The organism is Neisseria sp. HMSC065C04, assembly GCF_001815375.1.
In the GTDB taxonomy this organism is placed as follows: Bacteria; Pseudomonadota; Gammaproteobacteria; order Burkholderiales; family Neisseriaceae; genus Neisseria; species Neisseria flavescens_D.
Genome location: NZ_KV820381.1, coordinates 25016 through 43802, shown reverse-complemented (window position 1 = coordinate 43802; position 18787 = coordinate 25016). Strand labels below are relative to the sequence as shown.

At 51.2% G+C, this 18787-nt stretch carries 17 protein-coding genes and 1 pseudogene; 12 read left to right on the top strand and 6 right to left on the bottom strand.

Translation table 11 applies throughout. The features are described 5' to 3' along the window. The 7 genes and pseudogenes from HMPREF3022_RS00250 to trxA form a co-directional block, all read left to right on the top strand. Positions 1 to 580: pseudogene (locus HMPREF3022_RS00250) on the top strand (MFS transporter); the annotation flags it as partial. A gap of 322 nt (positions 581 to 902) precedes the next feature. After that, on the top strand, positions 903 to 1883 hold the full coding sequence (locus HMPREF3022_RS00245) for a DNA polymerase III subunit delta' (RefSeq protein WP_070764937.1): 981 nt from the start codon (positions 903 to 905) through the stop codon (positions 1881 to 1883). A gap of 10 nt (positions 1884 to 1893) precedes the next feature. Then, positions 1894 to 2247 carry a PilZ domain-containing protein gene (locus HMPREF3022_RS00240; protein WP_003682949.1) on the top strand — a complete coding sequence of 118 codons (354 nt, stop codon included), beginning with the start codon at positions 1894 to 1896 and terminating at the stop codon, positions 2245 to 2247. Positions 2248 to 2251: 4 nt separating this feature from the next. Then, on the top strand, positions 2252 to 3037 hold the full coding sequence (locus HMPREF3022_RS00235; protein ID WP_049333232.1) for a TatD family hydrolase: 786 nt from the start codon (positions 2252 to 2254) through the stop codon (positions 3035 to 3037). Positions 3038 to 3358: 321 nt separating this feature from the next. Then, a complete protein-coding gene (locus HMPREF3022_RS00230) occupies positions 3359 to 4912 on the top strand; it encodes a fatty acid--CoA ligase (RefSeq protein WP_070764936.1) in 1554 nt (517 codons plus the stop codon). 85 nt (positions 4913 to 4997) lie between these two features. After that, positions 4998 to 6563, top strand: a complete 1566-nt coding sequence (locus HMPREF3022_RS00225; protein ID WP_070764935.1) for an ABC transporter ATP-binding protein — start codon at positions 4998 to 5000, stop codon at positions 6561 to 6563. A gap of 125 nt (positions 6564 to 6688) precedes the next feature. Then, complete coding sequence (gene trxA / locus HMPREF3022_RS00220) at positions 6689 to 7021, top strand: thioredoxin TrxA (RefSeq protein WP_003681479.1); 333 nt, start codon at positions 6689 to 6691, stop codon at positions 7019 to 7021. A 61-nt stretch (positions 7022 to 7082) separates the two neighbouring features. Here trxA and HMPREF3022_RS00215 read toward each other — a convergent pair whose 3' ends face one another. From HMPREF3022_RS00215 to HMPREF3022_RS00190, 6 genes are all read right to left on the bottom strand, one after another. After that, positions 7083 to 7400, bottom strand: coding sequence for a DUF2322 family protein (locus tag HMPREF3022_RS00215; protein WP_070764934.1), 318 nt, complete (start codon positions 7398 to 7400; stop codon positions 7083 to 7085). A 97-nt stretch (positions 7401 to 7497) separates the two neighbouring features. Beyond that, positions 7498 to 8124, bottom strand: coding sequence for a uracil phosphoribosyltransferase (gene upp, locus HMPREF3022_RS00210; RefSeq protein WP_003746048.1), 627 nt, complete (start codon positions 8122 to 8124; stop codon positions 7498 to 7500). A 147-nt stretch (positions 8125 to 8271) separates the two neighbouring features. Then, positions 8272 to 8583, bottom strand: a complete 312-nt coding sequence (gene grxD / locus HMPREF3022_RS00205; RefSeq protein ID WP_003681608.1) for a Grx4 family monothiol glutaredoxin — start codon at positions 8581 to 8583, stop codon at positions 8272 to 8274. A gap of 88 nt (positions 8584 to 8671) precedes the next feature. Further along, positions 8672 to 9922: a glutamate-5-semialdehyde dehydrogenase gene (locus HMPREF3022_RS00200; protein WP_070764933.1), complete on the bottom strand. Its 1251-nt coding sequence runs from the start codon at positions 9920 to 9922 to the stop codon at positions 8672 to 8674. Positions 9923 to 9931: 9 nt separating this feature from the next. Then, the gene (proB, locus tag HMPREF3022_RS00195) at positions 9932 to 10735 is read right to left on the bottom strand and encodes a glutamate 5-kinase (RefSeq protein ID WP_070764932.1); all 804 of its coding nucleotides are present in this window, start codon (positions 10733 to 10735) and stop codon (positions 9932 to 9934) included. Positions 10736 to 10997: 262 nt separating this feature from the next. Continuing rightward, positions 10998 to 11783, bottom strand: a complete 786-nt coding sequence (locus HMPREF3022_RS00190) for an inositol monophosphatase family protein (RefSeq protein ID WP_070764931.1) — start codon at positions 11781 to 11783, stop codon at positions 10998 to 11000. A 175-nt stretch (positions 11784 to 11958) separates the two neighbouring features. Here HMPREF3022_RS00190 and HMPREF3022_RS00185 point away from each other — a divergent pair, with 175 nt between their 5' ends. From HMPREF3022_RS00185 to HMPREF3022_RS00165, 5 genes are all read left to right on the top strand, one after another. Continuing rightward, positions 11959 to 12774, top strand: coding sequence for an RNA methyltransferase (locus HMPREF3022_RS00185; protein ID WP_049335615.1), 816 nt, complete (start codon positions 11959 to 11961; stop codon positions 12772 to 12774). A gap of 62 nt (positions 12775 to 12836) precedes the next feature. Further along, the gene (locus HMPREF3022_RS00180) at positions 12837 to 13685 is read left to right on the top strand and encodes a DUF1853 family protein (protein ID WP_210399646.1); all 849 of its coding nucleotides are present in this window, start codon (positions 12837 to 12839) and stop codon (positions 13683 to 13685) included. A 35-nt stretch (positions 13686 to 13720) separates the two neighbouring features. Then, on the top strand, positions 13721 to 14980 hold the full coding sequence (locus HMPREF3022_RS00175; protein ID WP_070764929.1) for an RsmB/NOP family class I SAM-dependent RNA methyltransferase: 1260 nt from the start codon (positions 13721 to 13723) through the stop codon (positions 14978 to 14980). A 304-nt stretch (positions 14981 to 15284) separates the two neighbouring features. Next, a complete protein-coding gene (locus HMPREF3022_RS00170) occupies positions 15285 to 16514 on the top strand; it encodes a TolC family protein (RefSeq protein ID WP_070765028.1) in 1230 nt (409 codons plus the stop codon). A gap of 43 nt (positions 16515 to 16557) precedes the next feature. Continuing rightward, a complete protein-coding gene (locus tag HMPREF3022_RS00165; protein WP_049333212.1) occupies positions 16558 to 18765 on the top strand; it encodes a type I secretion system permease/ATPase in 2208 nt (735 codons plus the stop codon). Positions 18766 to 18787 lie beyond the last annotated feature (22 nt).

The following is an 18787-nucleotide window of genomic DNA, read 5'->3' as shown; positions in this document are numbered from 1 at the left end:
TTATACCACCCAACTGCCAACGTTCACGCAAATCCATTTGGGCGGCAACGATAATGTGTTCAACCTGATGTTGGCGCTGTTCTCCATCGGCATCGCCATCGGCTCGGGATTATGCGCCAAACTCAGCCATGAGCGCCTGATTTTGGGCTTGGTTACCATCGGCACGCTGGGGCTGACGGTCTGTGGATTATTGCTGGTGTGGCTGACCCAAGGCCAACGCTTTACCGAATTAAACGGCATTATTTGGTTTTTATCGCAAGCAAAGGCGTATCCGATTATGCTCGTGATGTCGGCCATCGGCTTTTTCGGCGGTTTCTTCTCCGTACCGCTCTACACTTGGCTGCAAACTGCCAGCAGCGAAACCTTCCGCGCCCACGCTGTTGCTGCCAACAACATCATCAACGGCATATTTATGGTGTCGGCCGCCATTTTGAGCGCGGTTTTGCTGATGTTGTTTGACAGCATCACGCTGCTGTATTTGATTGTTGCCGTGGGTAATCTTCCGTTGATTGTTTACCTCATCAAACGGGAACCAAAATTTATCGGGGATTTGACCGCTTTATTGAAAATCAGCAAATAAGGCCGTCTGAAATATATCCCCACCATGCACATTTTCACTGTTCAATCGCGTGGACAGCTTGTGCATAAATCAGATTACTGTCTGATTTAACATTAAAAAACACATCTGCCTAAATTTTAAGCACAACTTTACTCCCAAACAAAATGCACATTTTCCCCAAACAAGCGTGTGCAAAGGCTGTTAATAAGTAAGCTTAATAATTGATATTTCAAAGTAAAAAAATATTTGATTAATTTTTAGGCAGTTTATTAAAGGCCGTCTGAAACCTTTTTCAGACGGCCTGAGAGTATAATAACTACCTACCTAATAGTTCCCAAACGATATGATTTACCCATGGCATGAAACCCAATGGCAACAGCTCGCCGCCCATTGGCAAAACCGTCCCAACGCCTGGCTGTTTACCGGCAAAGAAAATACCGGCAAAACCGAGTTTGCCCGCTTTGTCGCGCAGGCATTGCTGTGCGAATCGCCCAAGTCCGGCCATGAGCCATGCGGCGAATGCGCTTCGTGCCATTTGTTCAGCCAAAACACCCATCCCGACTTTTACGAACTCACGCCGGAAATTCCCGAAGGCGAGGCAACAGGACGCAAACTCCTGCAAATCAAAATCGATGCCGTGCGCGATATTGTGGAAAACATTTACCTGACCGCTGTCCGTGGCGGCCTGCGCGTGGTATTGGTACACCCGGCAGAAAGCATGAATACACAGGCTGCAAACGGCTTGTTGAAAGCTCTGGAAGAGCCGCCGCAACACGTCGTTTTCCTACTCGTTACCCATGCGCGCGACAAACTCCTGCCTACCATCAAAAGCCGTTGCCGCCAGATGGTGCTGCCCTCGCCTACCCATGAGCAGGCTGCGGCATACCTGCGCCAACAGGGCGTAGAAAATGCAGAAGCCTTGTTGGCATTCCACAGTGGCGCGCCTTTATTCACACCGACTCCCGAATTGGACGCATTGCGTGAAGAGTTACTGACGCTGCTGGCCGCCCCGCGCCTGTTGGCCATACTTGACTATGCCGCCGCGTTCGACAAACAAAAGCAACCGCTGGCCGTTTTCATCGACTGGCTGCAAAAGTGGCTGATGGATGTCGGCTTGGCACAACAAAATATGGCGCCGCTTTATTATCCGCACCATGCCCAAGCCCTGCTTCAGACGGCCTCTAAAACCGATTCACGCAAGCTGTTTGCCCTATTGGGCCGTCTGAACGCGCTCAACCCTTACGGATACCATACCTTGAGTGTTAAAATGCAGCTTGAGTATCTGCTTATCGAATATTTAGATTTTTGGCAAAACAAACCCTAACAGGTAATAAATGATGAATAAAAAAGACATTCCGGCGAAGATGTTGGCCTTGCAACTCAAAGACCCCAATCTGTTGTACAACTGCTATATGCCGTTTTTAGAACACGGCGGCCTGTTCGTACCGACAGATGACGTGTTCTCCCTAGGCGAAGACATCCTCTTGGCCGTAGAAATCGCCGACTATCCCAAACGCTTCCTGCCAACCAAAGTTGTTTGGATCAATCCGGCGCGCACTTCAGCCCACCGTCCCAAAGGCGTAGGCCTTGCATTCTCCGAACACGAAAGCTGCCTACAGGCAAAAAACCTGATCGAAGCCGAACTTGGTCCGCGCCTGCGCAGCGACCGCACTACTTTTACCCTATAATACTATGTATTTAATCGATTCACATTGCCATCTCAACTTTGACGGCTTAAAAGACCGCCTACCCGAAGTCTTTGCCAATATGGAAGCGCAAAGCGTCAAACAGGCGCTTGCCATCAGCGTCAGCAAACAAAGTTTTGCCGAAGTCTTCGACATTGCTCAGGCAAACGACTACATTTACTGCACCATCGGCATACATCCCGACAGCCAAGAAGCGGAAGAATTTACCATTGCCGAAATGGTAGAAGCGGCCAAACACCCCAAAATCGTCGGTATCGGCGAAACCGGTTTGGACTATTACTGGTGCAAAGGCGATTTGTCATGGCAACATCAACGCTTTGCCGACCATATCCAAGCCGCCAACGAAAGCAGCCTGCCCGTTATCGTCCACACGCGCGATGCGGCCGAAGACACGTTGCGGATTTTGAAAGAGTGCCACACTAATTCCGGCGTGATTCACTGCTTCTCTGAAGACGTCGCCTTTGCCAAAGCTGCTTTGGATTTAGGCATGTACATCTCCTTCTCCGGCATTGTGACGTTTAAAAATGCGCCGCTGATTCAGGAAGCCGCCAAATACGTCCCTGCCGATAGAATCTTGGTAGAAACCGATGCGCCCTTCCTCGCGCCGGTTCCCAAACGCGGCAAACAAAACGAGCCGTCCTACGTCCGCTATACGGCTGAGTTCTTAGCCAATCTGCGCGGCGAGAGCTTGGAAACATTGGCACAAAACACCAGCGACAATTTCTATCGCCTGTTTAAGAAAGTACCCGATGGCCGTCTGAACAATGGCTAGGTCTCAAAGTCTCTAAACATTGGCTCTGCCAATCCGTCATCAGGATTCTGCCTCAAACTCAACGGTAAACTCGAAATGGCTTGAGACAGAAACGCAATCGGCTTGCGCTATCTTCCGAACGGCAGACTTTTGAAGAATGGGAATTTTCCCATCAACACAATAAATAAGTTTAAATTCAAAATATTGCTTTCCTAAGCCCAACAAAACTCAAGGCCGTCTGAAAGTATTTTCAGACGGCCTCTTGCTTATTTTACCGATAGGATGTAAAACCTATCCTTCGAAATAAACGGTTCATCGAAACCGTACATCAATCGACACAATATGGACACAAACTCCGAAATGCACACCCACCCTAATTTTTACGCTATGCTGACTGCAGCCTGCCAAAAAAACGGTAAAGGCACGGTCATTTTCAACGACAAAGAAAAAATCAGCTATTCCTCCCTCAAACGTGAAGTAGAAACCGTCGCCGCCTATCTGCAACACCAAGGCGTACAATATGGCGACAGGGTTGCCCTTGTCGTTTCCAACTCTCCCGAATTTATTGCCGCCTATTTCGCCATTACCTCTATCGGCGCGGTAGCCGTCCCACTCAACGTCTTTTTGAAAAGCGAAGAATTTTCCTACATCCTCAATGACTGCGGCGCACGCTTTATGTTCGCCTCCGCACCGTTGGCCAAAGAACTCAAAAACATTAAAGCCAAAACCAAAGTCAATAAAATCATCTGGATTGGTGAAACCAACGCCGCCAGTGGCGATGACAGCTATTTCGATGCCGCGCGTACATTCCCCGGCAAGCCGAATCTGAGCCGTCAGCCGTCCGTCAACGATTTGGCGCACATTATCTACACCTCCGGCACAACCGGCCACCCCAAAGGCGCATTAATCAGTTACAGCAACCTGTTTTCCAATCTTTCGGGCATCGAACAAATTTTCCAAATTTCGCAAAAAGACCGCTTCGTCGTCTTCTTGCCCATGTTCCACAGCTTTACGCTGACCGCCATGGTTTTGCTGCCGATATCTCAAGCCTGCTCGATTATTTTGGTCAAATCCGTCTTCCCGTTCTCCAACGTGTTGAAACAGGTTTTGCTCAAACGCGCTACCATTTTCCTCGGCGTACCGGCTATTTACACTGCCATGAGCAAAGCCAAAATTCCTTGGTATTTCAGATGGTTCAACCGCGTCCGTCTGTTTATCAGCGGCGGTGCGCCTCTGGCCGGACAAACCATTGACGACTTCAAAGCCAAATTCCCGCGTGCCAAATTGCTGGAAGGCTACGGCTTGAGCGAATGCTCGCCCGTCGTGGCCGTCAATACGCCCGAACGCCAAAAAACCGCCAGCGTCGGCGTCGCCCTGCCCGGCCTGACCGTGAAGGCCGTCGATGACGAATTGGTCGAAGTGCCGCGCGGCGAAGTGGGCGAACTCATCATCAAAGGCGGATCGGTCATGCAAGGCTACCTCAATATGCCTGACGCCACAGATGAAACCATCGTCAACGGTTGGCTGAAAACCGGCGACTTCGTCACCATAGACGAAGACGGCTTCATCTTTATCGTCGACCGCAAAAAAGACCTGATTATCTCCAAAGGCCAAAACGTCTATCCGCGCGAAATCGAAGAAGCCATTTACAAACTCGATGCCGTGGAAGCCGCCGCCGTCATCGGTGTGAAAGACCAATACGCCGATGAAGAAATCATTGCCTTTATCCAACTCAAAGAAGGCATGAAGCTGGAAGAAGCCGAAGTCCGCAGCCACCTGCGCGGCCTGTTGGCAAACTTTAAAATCCCCAAACAAATCATCTTCCAAGACGAGCTGCCACGCAATGCCACCGGCAAAGTGTTAAAACGCAAACTCAAAGAACAGTTTCAAGACTAAACCGCTGTTTCAGACGGCCTCTTGATTCATGCAGGCCGTCTGAAAACAACCTGTATTCCACAAACCTTTTCAGACGGCCACGACCATGACGACACCTATACTCGAAATCGAAAACCTAAACGGCTCCTTTCCGAGCAAGCAAGTCCTGCACAATATCAACCTGACCTTGCAACCCGGCCGCAAGCTGGCATTGGTCGGCGAGAGCGGCAGCGGCAAAACCGTATTGTCGCAAGGCATCATGCGCCTCAACCCGATGGTTAGCTTTGAAGGCCGTCTGAAATATTGCGGAACCGACCTGCTGACCCAGCCCGAACGCGCCCTGCAAAAACTGCGCGGCCGCGAAATCGGCATGGTGTTTCAAGAACCCATGACCGCCCTCAACCCCGTGATGCGCGTCGGCGAACAAATCGCCGAAGTCCTGACCCTGCATTTGGGTTTGGATAAAAAACAGGCATGGGCACGCGCCATCGAACTTCTAGACGAAACCGGCATCCACCAGCCCGAGCAAAAAGCCCAGGCTTATCCGTTCCAACTTTCCGGCGGCCAACGCCAGCGTGCCATGATTGCCATGGCCGTATCCGCCCAACCCAAGCTCCTGATTGCCGACGAACCGACCACCGCATTAGATGTTGCCGTTCAAGCCCAAATCCTCGACCTGCTCTCACGCCTGCAGGAAGAACACGGCATGACCATGCTCTACATTACGCACGACTTAAACCTCGTGCGCCGTTTTGCCGACGATGTCGCCGTTATGCGTAACGGCCGCATCCTTGAAACCGGCAAAGCAGCCGAAGTCTTCGCCAATCCGCAACACGAATACACCAAAATGCTGCTCAACGCCGGCACAACGCGCCGAGTGGCTCCATTGCCTGAAAACCCTGCCACCGTCCTTAAGGCCGAACAAATCGCCTTTTCCGTCAAAGAATCAGACGGCTGGTTTAAAAAACGCGACAAAACCATTCTCAACCCCGTTTCTTTCGACCTCAAATCCGGCGAAACATTGGGCATCATCGGCGAAAGTGGCTGCGGCAAAACCACGCTGGCCAAAGCCGTTATGCACCTTATCGATTCCGAAGGCAGCCTGAACATCAACGGCGAGCCATGGCGACATGAATTGCGCCGCGAAATCCAAATGGTGTTCCAAGACCCGTTCGGCGCATTCAATCCGCGCATGAACGTCTTCGATACCGTTTCCGAAGCCTTACGCGTGCACGAACCTGAAATGCCGCGCGAAGAAATGCGCCGCCGCGTTCAAGAAGTCCTCAAACAAGTCGGTCTGCCCAAAGACGCACTCGAACGCTATCCGCACGCATTCTCCGGCGGCCAACGCCAACGCCTCGCCATCGCACGCGCCATCATTGTCCGCCCGAAAATCCTCGTATTGGACGAACCAACCAGTGCGCTCGATGTCCAATGGCAGCAACAAATCCTTGAATTGCTCAGCGGCCTGCAAAAAGAATACGGTCTCGCCTTCATCATCATCAGCCACGACCTCGCCGTCATCCGCGCCATTTCCCACCGCGTAATGGTATTGAAAGACGGTCAAGTCGTTGAAGAGGGCGAATGCGAAAGCGTGTTTGCCAATCCGGCCAGCGACTACACGCGCCATTTGATTGCCCACTCCGGCCACATGGTTCAAGAGGCCGTCTGAATCTTTAAGGATTACGATAGGCGCATTTCAAAAAAACTATTACCTAGTGGCGGCACTTGAAATTTTCCCTGTCTGCCACTATTCTGAACAACATATTTTTAATCTCGATTCAAAAGGAAACAAACATGAGCAGCGAATTGATTATCCACGCCAGCGATGCCAGCTTTGAACAAGACGTTTTGAAATCCGACGTACCTGTATTGCTGGACTTCTGGGCACCATGGTGCGGCCCTTGCAAAATGATTGCCCCAATCTTGGACGACATTGCCTCCGAATTCCAAGGCCGTCTGAAAGTCGTTAAAATCAACATCGACGACAATGAAGCCACTCCTGCCAAATTCGGCGTTCGCGGCATCCCTACCCTGATGGTGTTCAAAAACGGCGAAAACGTTGCCACTAAAGTCGGTGCATTGGCTAAAGGCCAACTGACTGCATTCGTTGAAGCTTCTATCGCTTAAGTCTTAAAGCATATAAAAAGGCCGTCTGAAAATTGTTTTCAGACGGCCTTTTTTGTATTCATTAAGCAGCCAATGGTTTCAAAGTCAGGCTGGCATTTTCAGCCCTCACTTTAAACAGCAAATCAATATTCGGATGTTTGCCCGGATTGACTTCGGCATCGGCAACATGTTCGGCAAACCAGGCCAGGCCGCGTTCCGCCGCCGCTGCGTCCAGCTTGCCGTCAAACTCTTGCGCCAAAGCATGGTAAAGCTTGAGCGAGCCTTGTTTGCCGGGTGCATTGGGAATGTGATGAACCACATTGCCCTCTTTGTCGAGAATATCCAAGCCGCTTAAATGATCGATGGCAGGCATGGCGGCCAGATTGTCTTGGAAGCTCATGATTGTCCTTTCTGATGTGGGTTTTAAAGCAAACCATATAACAAGGCCGTCTGAAAGTTTAGGTTTGACACTTTTCAGACGGCCTTAAACATTTCAATTAACGTGTACCGAAAATCTTATCGCCGGCATCGCCCAAACCGGGAATGATGTAGCCGTGTTCGTTCAAGTGGCTGTCGAGCGCGGCAGTGTAAATGGTTACATCAGGATGCGCTTCGTTGACAGCTTTCACGCCTTCCGGCGCGGCAACCAATACCAATGCTTTGATGTTACGGCAACCTTTGGCTTTCAAAAGGTCGATGGTGGCAACCATAGAGCCGCCGGTCGCCAACATCGGGTCGATAATCAGCGCGGGACGTTCGTCCATGCTGTCGACAAATTTTTCAAAATAAGAAACCGGTTTCAAAGTTTCTTCATCGCGCTGCAATCCGACAACGCTGATTTTGGCAGTCGGAATCAGGTCGAGTACGCCGTCGAGCATACCCAAACCGGCACGCAAAATCGGGACGACGGTCAGCGTTTTGCCTTTGATGCGGTCGCCTTCGATAGAGCCGCACCAGCCGTCAATAATATATTTTTCAATTTCAAAGTCACGGCTGGCTTCATATGCCATCAGACGTGCCAACTCGGTGGTAAGCGTGCGGAATTTGTAAGTGCTGCAATCCGCTTCACGCATCAGCGTGAGTTTGTGGCGGACTAAAGGGTGGTTGATAACGGTAACGTTCATGTTGATTTTCCGAATTGCGTTGATGGAGGGGGATTATACTTTTTTTCGCATGGCGCGCAAAGTGCGTATTCATGCGAAAGGCCGTCTGAATCAGGGTTTCAGACGGCCTTTGTCAACAATTTTACATTGCGTGAATATTTAAAATGCTTAAGCTTTCAACAATTCTTGCAATTCGCCGGCTTCGTACATTTCCATCAAAATGTCGGAGCCGCCGACAAATTCGCCGTTAACGTACAGTTGAGGAATGGTCGGCCAGTCGCTGTATTCTTTAATGCCTTGGCGTACGGCATCGTTTTCCAATACGTTGACGGTTACATAGTCGGTGCAACCTGCCGCATTCAGGATTTGTACGGCACGGGAAGAGAAGCCGCATTGCGGGAATTGCTTCGTGCCTTTCATGAACAATACGACGCGGTGTGTGGTAACGACTTCTTTGATTTGATCGTGGATAGAGGACATGGTGTGTTCCTTTTTACTAAATCGGTTGTTCGGGAAAAATCAAATTTCCCGCCATTATACGCAAATTGATGAAGTTGAGGGGCGTTTATCAACGTCGGATCTGACCGTTGCCGTTGATGTAGAACTTGGTCGAAGTCAGCGCTTCCAAACCCATCGGGCCGCGGGCGTGCATTTTTTGGGTGGAAATCCCGATTTCTGCGCCCAATCCGAACACAAAGCCGTCGGTAAACCGAGTGGACGCATTGACATAAACCGCCGCCGCATCAATGCTTTCTTGGAAAAACTCGGCATGGGCAATGCTTTGGGTCACAATCGCTTCCGAATGATGCGTCGTATGGCCGTTAATCCAATCAACGGCTTCTTCCACTGATTTCACTATTTTGACCGACATAATATAGTCAAGAAACTCGGTACTGTAATCTTCCTCGGTCGCCAAAACAGCATTTTTAAACATACGCAATGCTTCTTGATCGGCTCTAAATTCGACCGGATGCACTTTGGCAACTGCTTCTTCCAGTTTGGGCAAAAACGCTTCCGCTATCTTTTCGTGGACAACCAAAGACTCCGCAGCATTGCACACGCTCGGACGCTGCGTTTTCGCATTGACGACGATATCGACCGCCATCTCCAAATCGGCACTGTCATCCACATAAATATGGCAATTACCGACTCCGGTTTCAATGACGGGGACTTTCGATTTCTCTTTCACCGTCTGAATCAAGCGCGCGCCACCGCGCGGAATCAGTACATCAATATAATCAACTGCCTGCATCAATTCCTCGGCAGCAGCATGACTGGTATCTTCAACCAGCTGCACTACATCGGCATCCATTCCCGCTTTTACCAAAGTCTGCCTGATCACGGCAATCAATGCGGTATTGGAATAAATGGCATCGCGACCGCCGCGCAAAATAATGGCATTGCCGGTTTTAAAGGCCAGAGAAAACGCATCGACCGAAACATTGGGGCGGCTTTCAAAAATCATGGCGACCACGCCCAAAGGCACGCGTTTTTGAACAATCTTCAAACCGTCCAAATTGGTATAGCCGCGGACAACCTGCCCAATCGGGTCCTGCAAATCGGCAACCTGCCCAACGCCTTCCGCAATGCCTTTAATGCGTTCGTGATTCAAACGCAGCCTGTCGAGCATAATGTCCGAAATGCCGTTTTCTTTTGCAGCGGCCAAATCGCGGGCATTTTCCGCCAAAATCATCTCAGTCTGTTCAACCAACGCCGTTGCAACCTGACGCAGCAGATTGTTTTTTTCCATGCTTCCCAAGCTGATCAACGTTTTACTGGCTTTTTGGGCATTCTTGCCCAACTGTTCGATATAGCTCATCAAACCTCCCTATTTCTCTTGTGCAAACCACGTTCCGATAGGCACGCCATCTAAAACCTGAAGAATATCGCGCGGATTGGCGCTGTTCATCAACACCATCTGGCCGTGATGTTCAAACATCATCTGCGCGCTCTTAATCTTACTGAGCATGCCGCCCGTACCAAACTTACTGCCCGATCCGCCGGCAGAAGCAATAATTTCTTCGGTAATATCAGCCACATGGCTGCGCAGCTTGGCATCGGCGTGAACAGCCGGATTTTTATCAAACAAACCGTCTATATCGGACAACATAATCAGCAAATCGGCTTTAACGATTTTCGCCACGACTGCCGACAAACGGTCGTTATCGCCAAATTTGGTCGCATGGTCCATCTCGTCCACGCTGACCGCATCGTTCTCATTGACAATAGGGATGACGCCGATGGAAAGCAGGGATTCAAAAGCATTGGTAACGTTTGCCAAACTTTCCGGATATTCGACCACATCACGCGTCAGCAGGATTTGCGATACCGTCATCCGATAATGGGAAAAAATCTGCGAATAAAGGCTCATCATGGCCACTTGGCCGACGCTGGAAACAGCCTGCTGCTGCGCCATTTCCGCCGGACGTTTTTCCATGTTGAGGACATTCAGCCCAAAGCCCATCGCGCCGGAAGACACCAGCACAATTTCTTTGCCCTTACTGACCAAGCTGGAAATGACAAAGGCCAGTTGGTCGATTTTTGCCAAATTGATTTTGCCATTTGGCAACACCAAAGAACTGGTTCCAATCTTAATGACAATGCGTTTTACTGCTTCAAAATTTCGTTTCATTATTCTCCTCTGCTTTCTATTTTTATGATTGCACGCGGCATTATTTCAGCCAAACGTATCCACATCATAACTGCGAAGCAATAGAAAATACAGACAAAATTAAAAACGCTTCCTTTAAAAGCCGTATTTCAGCTTTTATCCGAACCCGTTAACAACAAAACAAAAGGCCGTCTGAAACCCTATTTCAGGTTTCAGACGGCCTTTTACCGATTGTTGAGAATCCGGCCTGCCACGATAAATACAGACCGTTCCCTACAAACGCTTATTGGTGTTCAGAAATAATTTTCAGCATTTGCGCCAATACTTTAGGATTGGCCGCAACGATATCGCCGCTTTCCAACCAGCCTTCATCACCGGACATATCGGTAACGATACCGCCTGCTTCTTGGACAATCAATGCACCGGCTGCAATATCCCAAGGTTTGAGGTTGAACTCGAAGAAACCGTCCAAACGGCCGGCCGCAACGGCACACAAATCCAAAGAAGCCGCGCCTTCACGACGGCCGCCGGCGGTTTTGGCCAAGAAATCTTTCAAAATCGCCAAATACTTGTCCATCATGCTTTGATCGACAACAGGGAAACCGGTACCGATCAGGCAGCGGTTCAATTCGATGCGGTTGGAAACGCGGATGCGGCGGTCGTTGAGCAACGCGCCTTTGCCGCGGGAAGCCATGTATACGTCGTTGCGCTCAGGTGCGTACACCAAAGCTTCTTGCAACACGCCTTTGTGCAAAAGAGCCATAGAGATGGCGTATTGAGGATGGCCGTGGAGGAAGTTGGTTGTGCCGTCGAGCGGATCGATAATCCATTCGTACTCGGCGGTGGCTTTACCGTGGGAGCCGCCTTCTTCGCAAGTGATTTTGTGGTGAGGATAGGCCTCTTTGAGCGCGTCCACCAAAATCATCTCGGAGCTGCGGTCAACATCGGAAACGAAGTCGTTGAATGCTTTGCTGTCTACTTTGACGGCATCCAGATTGCCGGCGGCGCGAATCATCATTTGCCCTGCTTTACGGGCGGCTTTGAAAGCGGTATTTAAAAACGGATTCATGGTTTTCTTTCTAATTCAGGTAAAATACGCCCTAATGCGCCAAACAAGGCACACAAGAGGCTGTTAATCGTTTCCGATGCTGTTAAAGAACATTTCAGACGGCATGGAAAAAGGCCGTCTGAAAACAAAAAGATGGCGCATTATACCTGATTCCCGTACAAACAGAAAACAAAACATGACTTCCGAAAAACCCGCCCTGCCCGCTTATCTGGACAACATCCGCATCATCCTCACGCGCACCAGCCATCCCGCCAATATCGGCTCCGCCGCCCGCGCCATGAAAACAATGGGCCTGCACAAACTGACCATCGTCGCCCCCAATCTGATGGCAACTCCGATGACGGAAAATCCGCCCGTATTCGATCCGGAGCATCCGCAATCGTTTAAATTACCGGAAGAAAGTTTCATCCTCGCTTCCGGTGCGGCAGACGTTTTGGAAAATGCCACCATTGCTGCCTCTTTGGACGAAGCCCTTGCCGACACCACCATCGCCTGCGCCCTGACCAGTCGCCGCCGCGAAATCACCGCGCCGCTGCAAACCCCGCGCGATTTGGTGCCCGAATTACTGCAGGCCGCCAACCGAGGCGAGAAAGTGGCGCTGGTTTTCGGCAACGAGACTTTCGGCTTGAGCATCGAAGAAGTCCAAGCCTGCAACCGACTGATGACCATCAACGGCAATCCCGACTATTTCTCGCTCAACCTCGCCCAAGCCGTGCAGGTCGTGTGCTACGAAATCTTCAGCCAAACCGATTCGCCCATGACCCATCTTCAACAGGAAGACCACGCTGCGACCCATGAGCAAATCAAAGGCATGGTCGCCCACATGGAAAGCGTGATGAACGACATCGGCTTTTTCAACCGCCGCAACGGCGAGCGCCTGATGCGCCGTATGCAGAGCCTGTTCGGACGCGCCAACACGCAAACCGAAGACATCGACATCCTGCGCGGTTTTTTCAATACCGTCAGCCACCGTATCCATAAAAAAGACTGATTTAAGGCCGTCTGAAAACATTACAAGCTTTTTCAGACAGCATGACTGATATTCGGATAAGCATGAATTACGCCCTAGACGCATTATGGTGGAAACTCACCAGCCAACCCGTCCGTGACCTCGCCTCGCTGCTGACTGCGCCGCCTTTGTGGCAAAGCGGCTGCGAATTGAGCGTGCGCGAACTATTGGGGGAACACGGTTTCCGTTACCTTTTGGCATTGGATGCCGATCCCACGCTGCTGAAGGATTACCTCGCCCAACGCGCCCCATTCGGACACCGTCTCGGCATTTATGCCGAAGAGCTGCTGGCTTTCTGGTTTGCCAACGCGCCGCACGCCAAACTGCACGCATACAATCTGCCCGTTTTTTCAGACGGCCAAACCTTAGGCGCCGCGGATTTTGTCGTTTCCCTCAACCAACAGCCCTACCATATCGAGCTGGCGTGTAAATACTACGGCGGAGACCAAGCGCAAAACCTGCGCGGCCTCAACCCTAAAGACACGCTGACGGACAAAACCGCCAAACTGGTGCAGCAATCCCAGCTGCTGCATACGCCGCAAGGCAAAGCAACCTTAGCCGCACAAGGTCTGCCTGAAAATCCGCTCCCCGTTTCTATCGTGCGCGGCATCGGATTTTTTCCACAAGGTTTCCATGCTTTTGAGCCGCCACTTAATCCATACGGCTGGCGCGGCGTCTATATACAAGACTGGGCGGAATATAAGTTTGAACGCCAAGAAGCCCGCTACCATCTGCTCGACCGTATGGCCTACCTTGCACCTGCGCGTGTCGCCGAAACCGAAACATTGAACGAAACCGAAATCCGCCGTATCGACCAAGGCTTGATTGCTGTTTTGGAATTACGGCCGGACGGCTTTTGGCACGAAATCGAACGCATCATGAAGGCCGTCTGAAACCATTTACTAACTTTAAGAGAACCCATTACATTATGAACGCCGCACAACTTGACCATACCGCCAAAGTTTTGGCTGAAATGCTGACTTTCAAACAGCCTTCCGATGCCGTCCTCTCTGCCTATTTCCGCGAACACAAAAAGCTCGGCCGCCAAGACCGCCACGAAATCGCCGAAACCGCCTTTGCCGCGCTGCGCCACTATCAAAAAATCAGTACCGCCCTGCGCCGTCCGCACGCGCAGCCGCGTAAAGCCGCTCTCGCCGCACTGATTCTCGGCAGAAGCACCAACATCAGCCAAATCAAAGACTTGCTTGATGAAGAAGAAACAGAGTTTCTCGGCAATTTGAAAGCCCGTAAAACCGAGTTTTCAGACGGCCTGAATACCGCCGCAGAATTGCCGCAATGGCTGGTGGAACAACTGCAACAGCATTGGAGCGAAGAAGAAATCCTCGCCTTCGGCCGCAGCATCAACCAACCTGCCCCGCTTGACATCCGCGTCAATACCTTAAAAGGCAAACGCGACAAAGTATTGCCATTGTTGCAAGCCGAAAGTGCCGATGCGGAGGCAACACCTTATTCGCCTTGGGGCATCCGCCTGAAAAACAAAATCGCGCTTAACAAACATGAGCTGTTTTTGGACGGCACGTTGGAAGTCCAAGACGAAGGCAGCCAGCTGCTTGCCTTATTGGTGGGCGCAAAACGCGGCGAAATCATTGTCGATTTCTGTGCCGGCGCCGGCGGTAAAACTTTGGCTGTCGGCGCACAAATGGCCAACAAAGGCAGAATCTACGCCTTCGACATCGCCGAAAAACGCCTTGCCAACCTCAAACCGCGCATGACCCGCGCCGGACTGACCAACATCCACCCCGAACGCATCAGCAGCGAACACGATACCCGTATAGCCCGACTGGCAGGCAAAGCCGACCGCGTATTGGTGGACGCGCCCTGCTCCGGCTTAGGCACGCTGCGCCGCAATCCCGACCTCAAATACCGCCAATCCGCCGAAACCGTGGCCAACCTTTTGGAACAGCAACACAACATCCTCAATGCCGCCTCCAAACTGGTGAAACCGCAAGGCCGCTTGGTGTACGCCACCTGCAGCGTGTTGCCGGAAGAAAACGAGCAGCAGGTCGAACGTTTCCTGTCCGAACACCCCGAATTTGAACTCGTCAACTGTGCCGAACTTCTGCAAAGCCTAAAGGTCGATTTGGATACCGGAAAATACCTGCGCCTCAACTCCGGAGAACACCAAACCGACGGCTTCTTTGCCGCTGTATTGCAACGTAAGGATTAAGGTTGAAAAAAGGCCGTCTGAAATCCTTTCAGACGGCCTTTTTGATAGATTTTTTACATTAAAATCATTAGATACGATAGTCGCGCTCTGCAATAATATACTTTAAGGCATGTATCTCGACCTTTTATCAGAATATTGTGAAAAGCTGGAAAAAATGCTTTATGCTTTGTAAATGTATGTGTTCTCGTTCAAAATTCGCCCGGTCATGCCTCAGGCGATACCCGATACAGACAACGATAATATATAAATCATTTGGTTAAAAATCATGTCGCATATTTATTCTTTCCCCACAAAGCCCCGTTTCTTGTCATCGGCCATTGCCGTCGCCTGCTGTCTGCTACCGTTTCAGACGGCCTCTGCATACAGCCTGCAAGACATCCTCAGGGACGCTTTAATCAGCGACCCGATTGTGCGTGAAGCCAAAGCCACTCAAGAAGCAGCGCAAAGTACAACCAAAGCCACGCGTGCGCGCCATTATCCTGTCGTTACCCTGACCGGCACGAAAGTGCTGGCGCAACACAATAAATACAACAGCAACGACATGGATGACGGTATCGGCGTGCGCGGCAGCGTAAACATCTACTCATGGGGTGCGATTGAAGCCGCCGTCCGCCGCGACCGCAGCCGCGAAGAATACTATCAACACAAATACACCGAAAGCCAAGAGCAGCTGGGCAGTGATATCGGCCGCCTCTACCTGAGCGCATTGCGTGCAAAAGAAACCCTGATTCTCAACGAACAGACTTTGGCGCGCCACAACAACCTCTTAAAAGACTTGGACACCATCGTCAAATATGATGCCGGCCGCCGTTCCGAGCTGATTGAAGCGCGCGCGCGCCAACTACAAGTGGCAAACATCATTGCCCAACAACGCCGCACCATGGATTTGGCCCTGAGCCGCCTGTCCCGCTATACCTCGCGCCAACTGACCGCCAACGATTTGGAAGATCCGTTTAAAAACGACACAGCAAAATCCATCAGCGAACGCTTCAACAACCCCAACCGCAATAATAATCCGTCCTATCAGGCGCAATTGGCCGAGCGCGACAGCGTCCGTGCCGATTTGGACGCTTCCAAAGCCGAACGCCTGCCTGCCCTCAATTTGGAAGGCAGTGCAACGCGCAACACCAGACAGCTTTATTTAAACGTTGCATGGAATGTGCTGGATATTGCCGCACGACACAATGTGGAACGCAATGCCAAATCATTGATTGCCGCAGAAGCCAAGTCCGAACAAATCCTGCGCGACATGAACGAACGCGTTCAAACTTCCGCCATCGATATGCAGGAAAGCGAACAGCGTACCGCGCTGACGGCGCAACACATCGCCGCCCAAAAAGAAGTCATCAAAGTGTACGAATTGCAGTTTAAAATCGCCCGACGTACGCTGACCGACGTTTTGAGCGCATACAGCGAGTTATCCTCCATCGAACAGGATTACGTTGCCGCACGCAACGATTTCCGCGATGCGGCACTCGACTATTTAAATACCCAGGCCAAAATCTCCGCTTGGGTCGGTTTGGCGCAAAAATAAAGCCATATCCGCCGGTTAAACCAAAAACATTACGCGAAAAAATATGAAAGCCATCATTGAACACATCGTTTTAGTGACCCGCCTTTTGGGTGCGCCCGTATCCGAAGCCGCTTTGTCCGCCGAAGTCGTGCGCGACAAAAAGCTCAAGGTCAACTATCACTCACTGGTCGAAGTCCTGCGCAGCCACGGCTTTGAAAACACCTTATCCAAACGCAATCTGGAAGACATCCCCTCGCTCGCCGTGCCGGTCATGATTATCCTGCACAACGAAGAAGCAGCGGTCATCACCCAAATCGAAGGCTCCGGCCAAGAGCGCAAATACCATATCCGCCAGGTTGACGGTTTGGAACAAGAACTCAGCCACGAGCAGCTCTCCGGCCTGTATTTGGGCTACTGCTGGTTTATCAAACCCAAAATGGCTACCGATATGCGCTCGGAGCTGCCTGAATACCATTTGCCCAAAGCATGGTTTTGGAAAGTCATTTGGCGCTTCCGCAGCTACTACTACCAAGTCATCTTGGCCACCATCATCATTAACTTCCTTGCACTCGTCAGCTCCCTATATGTGATGAACGTGTACGACCGCGTGATTCCCAACCAAGCCTATGAAACCTTGTGGGTATTGAGTATCGGCGTGGTCTTGGCGATTTTGTTTGAGTTTGCCGCCAAGATGATTCGCGGCCACTTGACCGATATTGCCGGCAAAAAAGCCGACCTGATCATCAGTTCCGCCCTGTTCCGCCGCGTGATGGCATTGCGTCTGGCAGACCGTCCTGCATCTTCCGGTTCATACGCCAGCAACCTGCGCGAATTTGAAGCCGTGCGCGAGTTCATGACCAGTGCCAGCTTGTTGACCATTGTCGACTTGCCTTTCCTGTTGCTATTTATCTTCGTAATTTCCATGGTCGGCGGCAAACTGGCACTCGTTCCCCTAACCATCATTCCGATTGTCGTGATTGTCGGTTTTGTCGTACAACGCCCGCTCTCTCGCCACATCAACGAATCAATGAAAGAAGGTTCGCAACGCTCCGGCCTTGCCGTTGAAGCCATCGAAGGCATCGAAACCCTGAAAACCAACAACGCCACATCTTGGGCGCAACAACGTTGGGATGAATACACCGCCAAAACTTCTGCTTCTTCCATCAAAGTCAAGGACACCAGCAACTTCATGGTCAACTTCGCCGTTGCCATGCAGCAGCTCAATACTGTCTTTTTGGTCGTTGTCGGTACCTATCTAATTCATGCCGACAACCATGCGGAACGAATTACCATGGGTGCTTTGATTGCCTCCGTGATTCTGTCCGGCCGCGCCTTGGCGCCGTTGGCACAAATCGCTGGTTTGGCCACCCGCTTCCAACAGGCCAAACTTGCCCTCAAAGGCGTAAACGACATCGTTACCCGCCCTATCGAGCGCAATCCGGAACGCAAATACATTACTTTGGACAACGTTCAAGGCAGCATTACCTTTGAAAACGTATCGTTCAAATATCAAGCCGACAACAACAGCGCCGTCGAAGATTTGCGCCTGACCATCAAACCGGGTGAAAAAGTCGGTATTTTGGGCCGTATCGGCAGCGGTAAAAGCACCATGCTCAAACTGGCCAGCGGCCTGTACGATACCGAAAAAGGCAACGTTACCCTTGACGGCGTCGATATGCGCCAGCTTGACCCCAACTTCCTGCGCGACCAAGTCCTACTGTTGAGCCAATCGCCACGCCTGTTCCTTGGTACATTGCGCGAAAACATGGACTTGGCGCGTACCGGCAGTTATTCTACCGACCAAGACCTGCTGATTGCGCTCAACCGCTTCGGCCTTGACAAAATCATCCGCAACCATCCGCGCGGTTTGGATATGCCTTTGGGTGAAGACGGCTTGGGCTTGTCCGGCGGTCAAAAACAAATCATCGCCCTAGCACGCATGACCTTGCGCAATCCGAAAGTCGTCCTGCTGGACGAGCCGACCACCAGCCTGGACCAGGCTACCGAACGCATGGCGCTCAATGCCATCGCCCAATGGGGTCGCAACCGCACCATGCTTTTGGTAACCCACCGTCCGCAAGTACTGCAAATCGTCAACCGCATCATTGTGATGGACAATGGTAAAGTCGTGATGGACGGCCCGCGCGACCTGGTATTGCAAAAACTCATGCAAAACGAACAGGCCAAAGCAGCCAACGTCAAACAACAGCAACAAGCTGTCAACGCCAAACAGCAACAACAAGCCGCCGCCCCTCAATCGGCAGCACAATAAAGCAAAAGGCCGTCTGAAAACC

Coding starts and splice junctions, on each gene's coding strand:
- HMPREF3022_RS00245 (WP_070764937.1), top strand. CDS start 903: ATGATTTACCCATGGCATGAAACCCAATGGCAACAGCTCGCCGCCCAT.
- trxA (WP_003681479.1), top strand. CDS start 6,689: ATGAGCAGCGAATTGATTATCCACGCCAGCGATGCCAGCTTTGAACAA.
- HMPREF3022_RS00180 (WP_210399646.1), top strand. CDS start 12,837: ATGAATTACGCCCTAGACGCATTATGGTGGAAACTCACCAGCCAACCC.
- HMPREF3022_RS00190 (WP_070764931.1), bottom strand. CDS start 11,783: ATGAATCCGTTTTTAAATACCGCTTTCAAAGCCGCCCGTAAAGCAGGG.
- HMPREF3022_RS00175 (WP_070764929.1), top strand. CDS start 13,721: ATGAACGCCGCACAACTTGACCATACCGCCAAAGTTTTGGCTGAAATG.
- upp (WP_003746048.1), bottom strand. CDS start 8,124: ATGAACGTTACCGTTATCAACCACCCTTTAGTCCGCCACAAACTCACG.
- HMPREF3022_RS00235 (WP_049333232.1), top strand. CDS start 2,252: ATGTATTTAATCGATTCACATTGCCATCTCAACTTTGACGGCTTAAAA.
- HMPREF3022_RS00225 (WP_070764935.1), top strand. CDS start 4,998: ATGACGACACCTATACTCGAAATCGAAAACCTAAACGGCTCCTTTCCG.
- HMPREF3022_RS00230 (WP_070764936.1), top strand. CDS start 3,359: ATGGACACAAACTCCGAAATGCACACCCACCCTAATTTTTACGCTATG.
- grxD (WP_003681608.1), bottom strand. CDS start 8,583: ATGTCCTCTATCCACGATCAAATCAAAGAAGTCGTTACCACACACCGC.
- HMPREF3022_RS00200 (WP_070764933.1), bottom strand. CDS start 9,922: ATGAGCTATATCGAACAGTTGGGCAAGAATGCCCAAAAAGCCAGTAAA.
- HMPREF3022_RS00165 (WP_049333212.1), top strand. CDS start 16,558: ATGAAAGCCATCATTGAACACATCGTTTTAGTGACCCGCCTTTTGGGT.
- HMPREF3022_RS00185 (WP_049335615.1), top strand. CDS start 11,959: ATGACTTCCGAAAAACCCGCCCTGCCCGCTTATCTGGACAACATCCGC.
- HMPREF3022_RS00240 (WP_003682949.1), top strand. CDS start 1,894: ATGATGAATAAAAAAGACATTCCGGCGAAGATGTTGGCCTTGCAACTC.
- proB (WP_070764932.1), bottom strand. CDS start 10,735: ATGAAACGAAATTTTGAAGCAGTAAAACGCATTGTCATTAAGATTGGA.
- HMPREF3022_RS00215 (WP_070764934.1), bottom strand. CDS start 7,400: ATGAGCTTCCAAGACAATCTGGCCGCCATGCCTGCCATCGATCATTTA.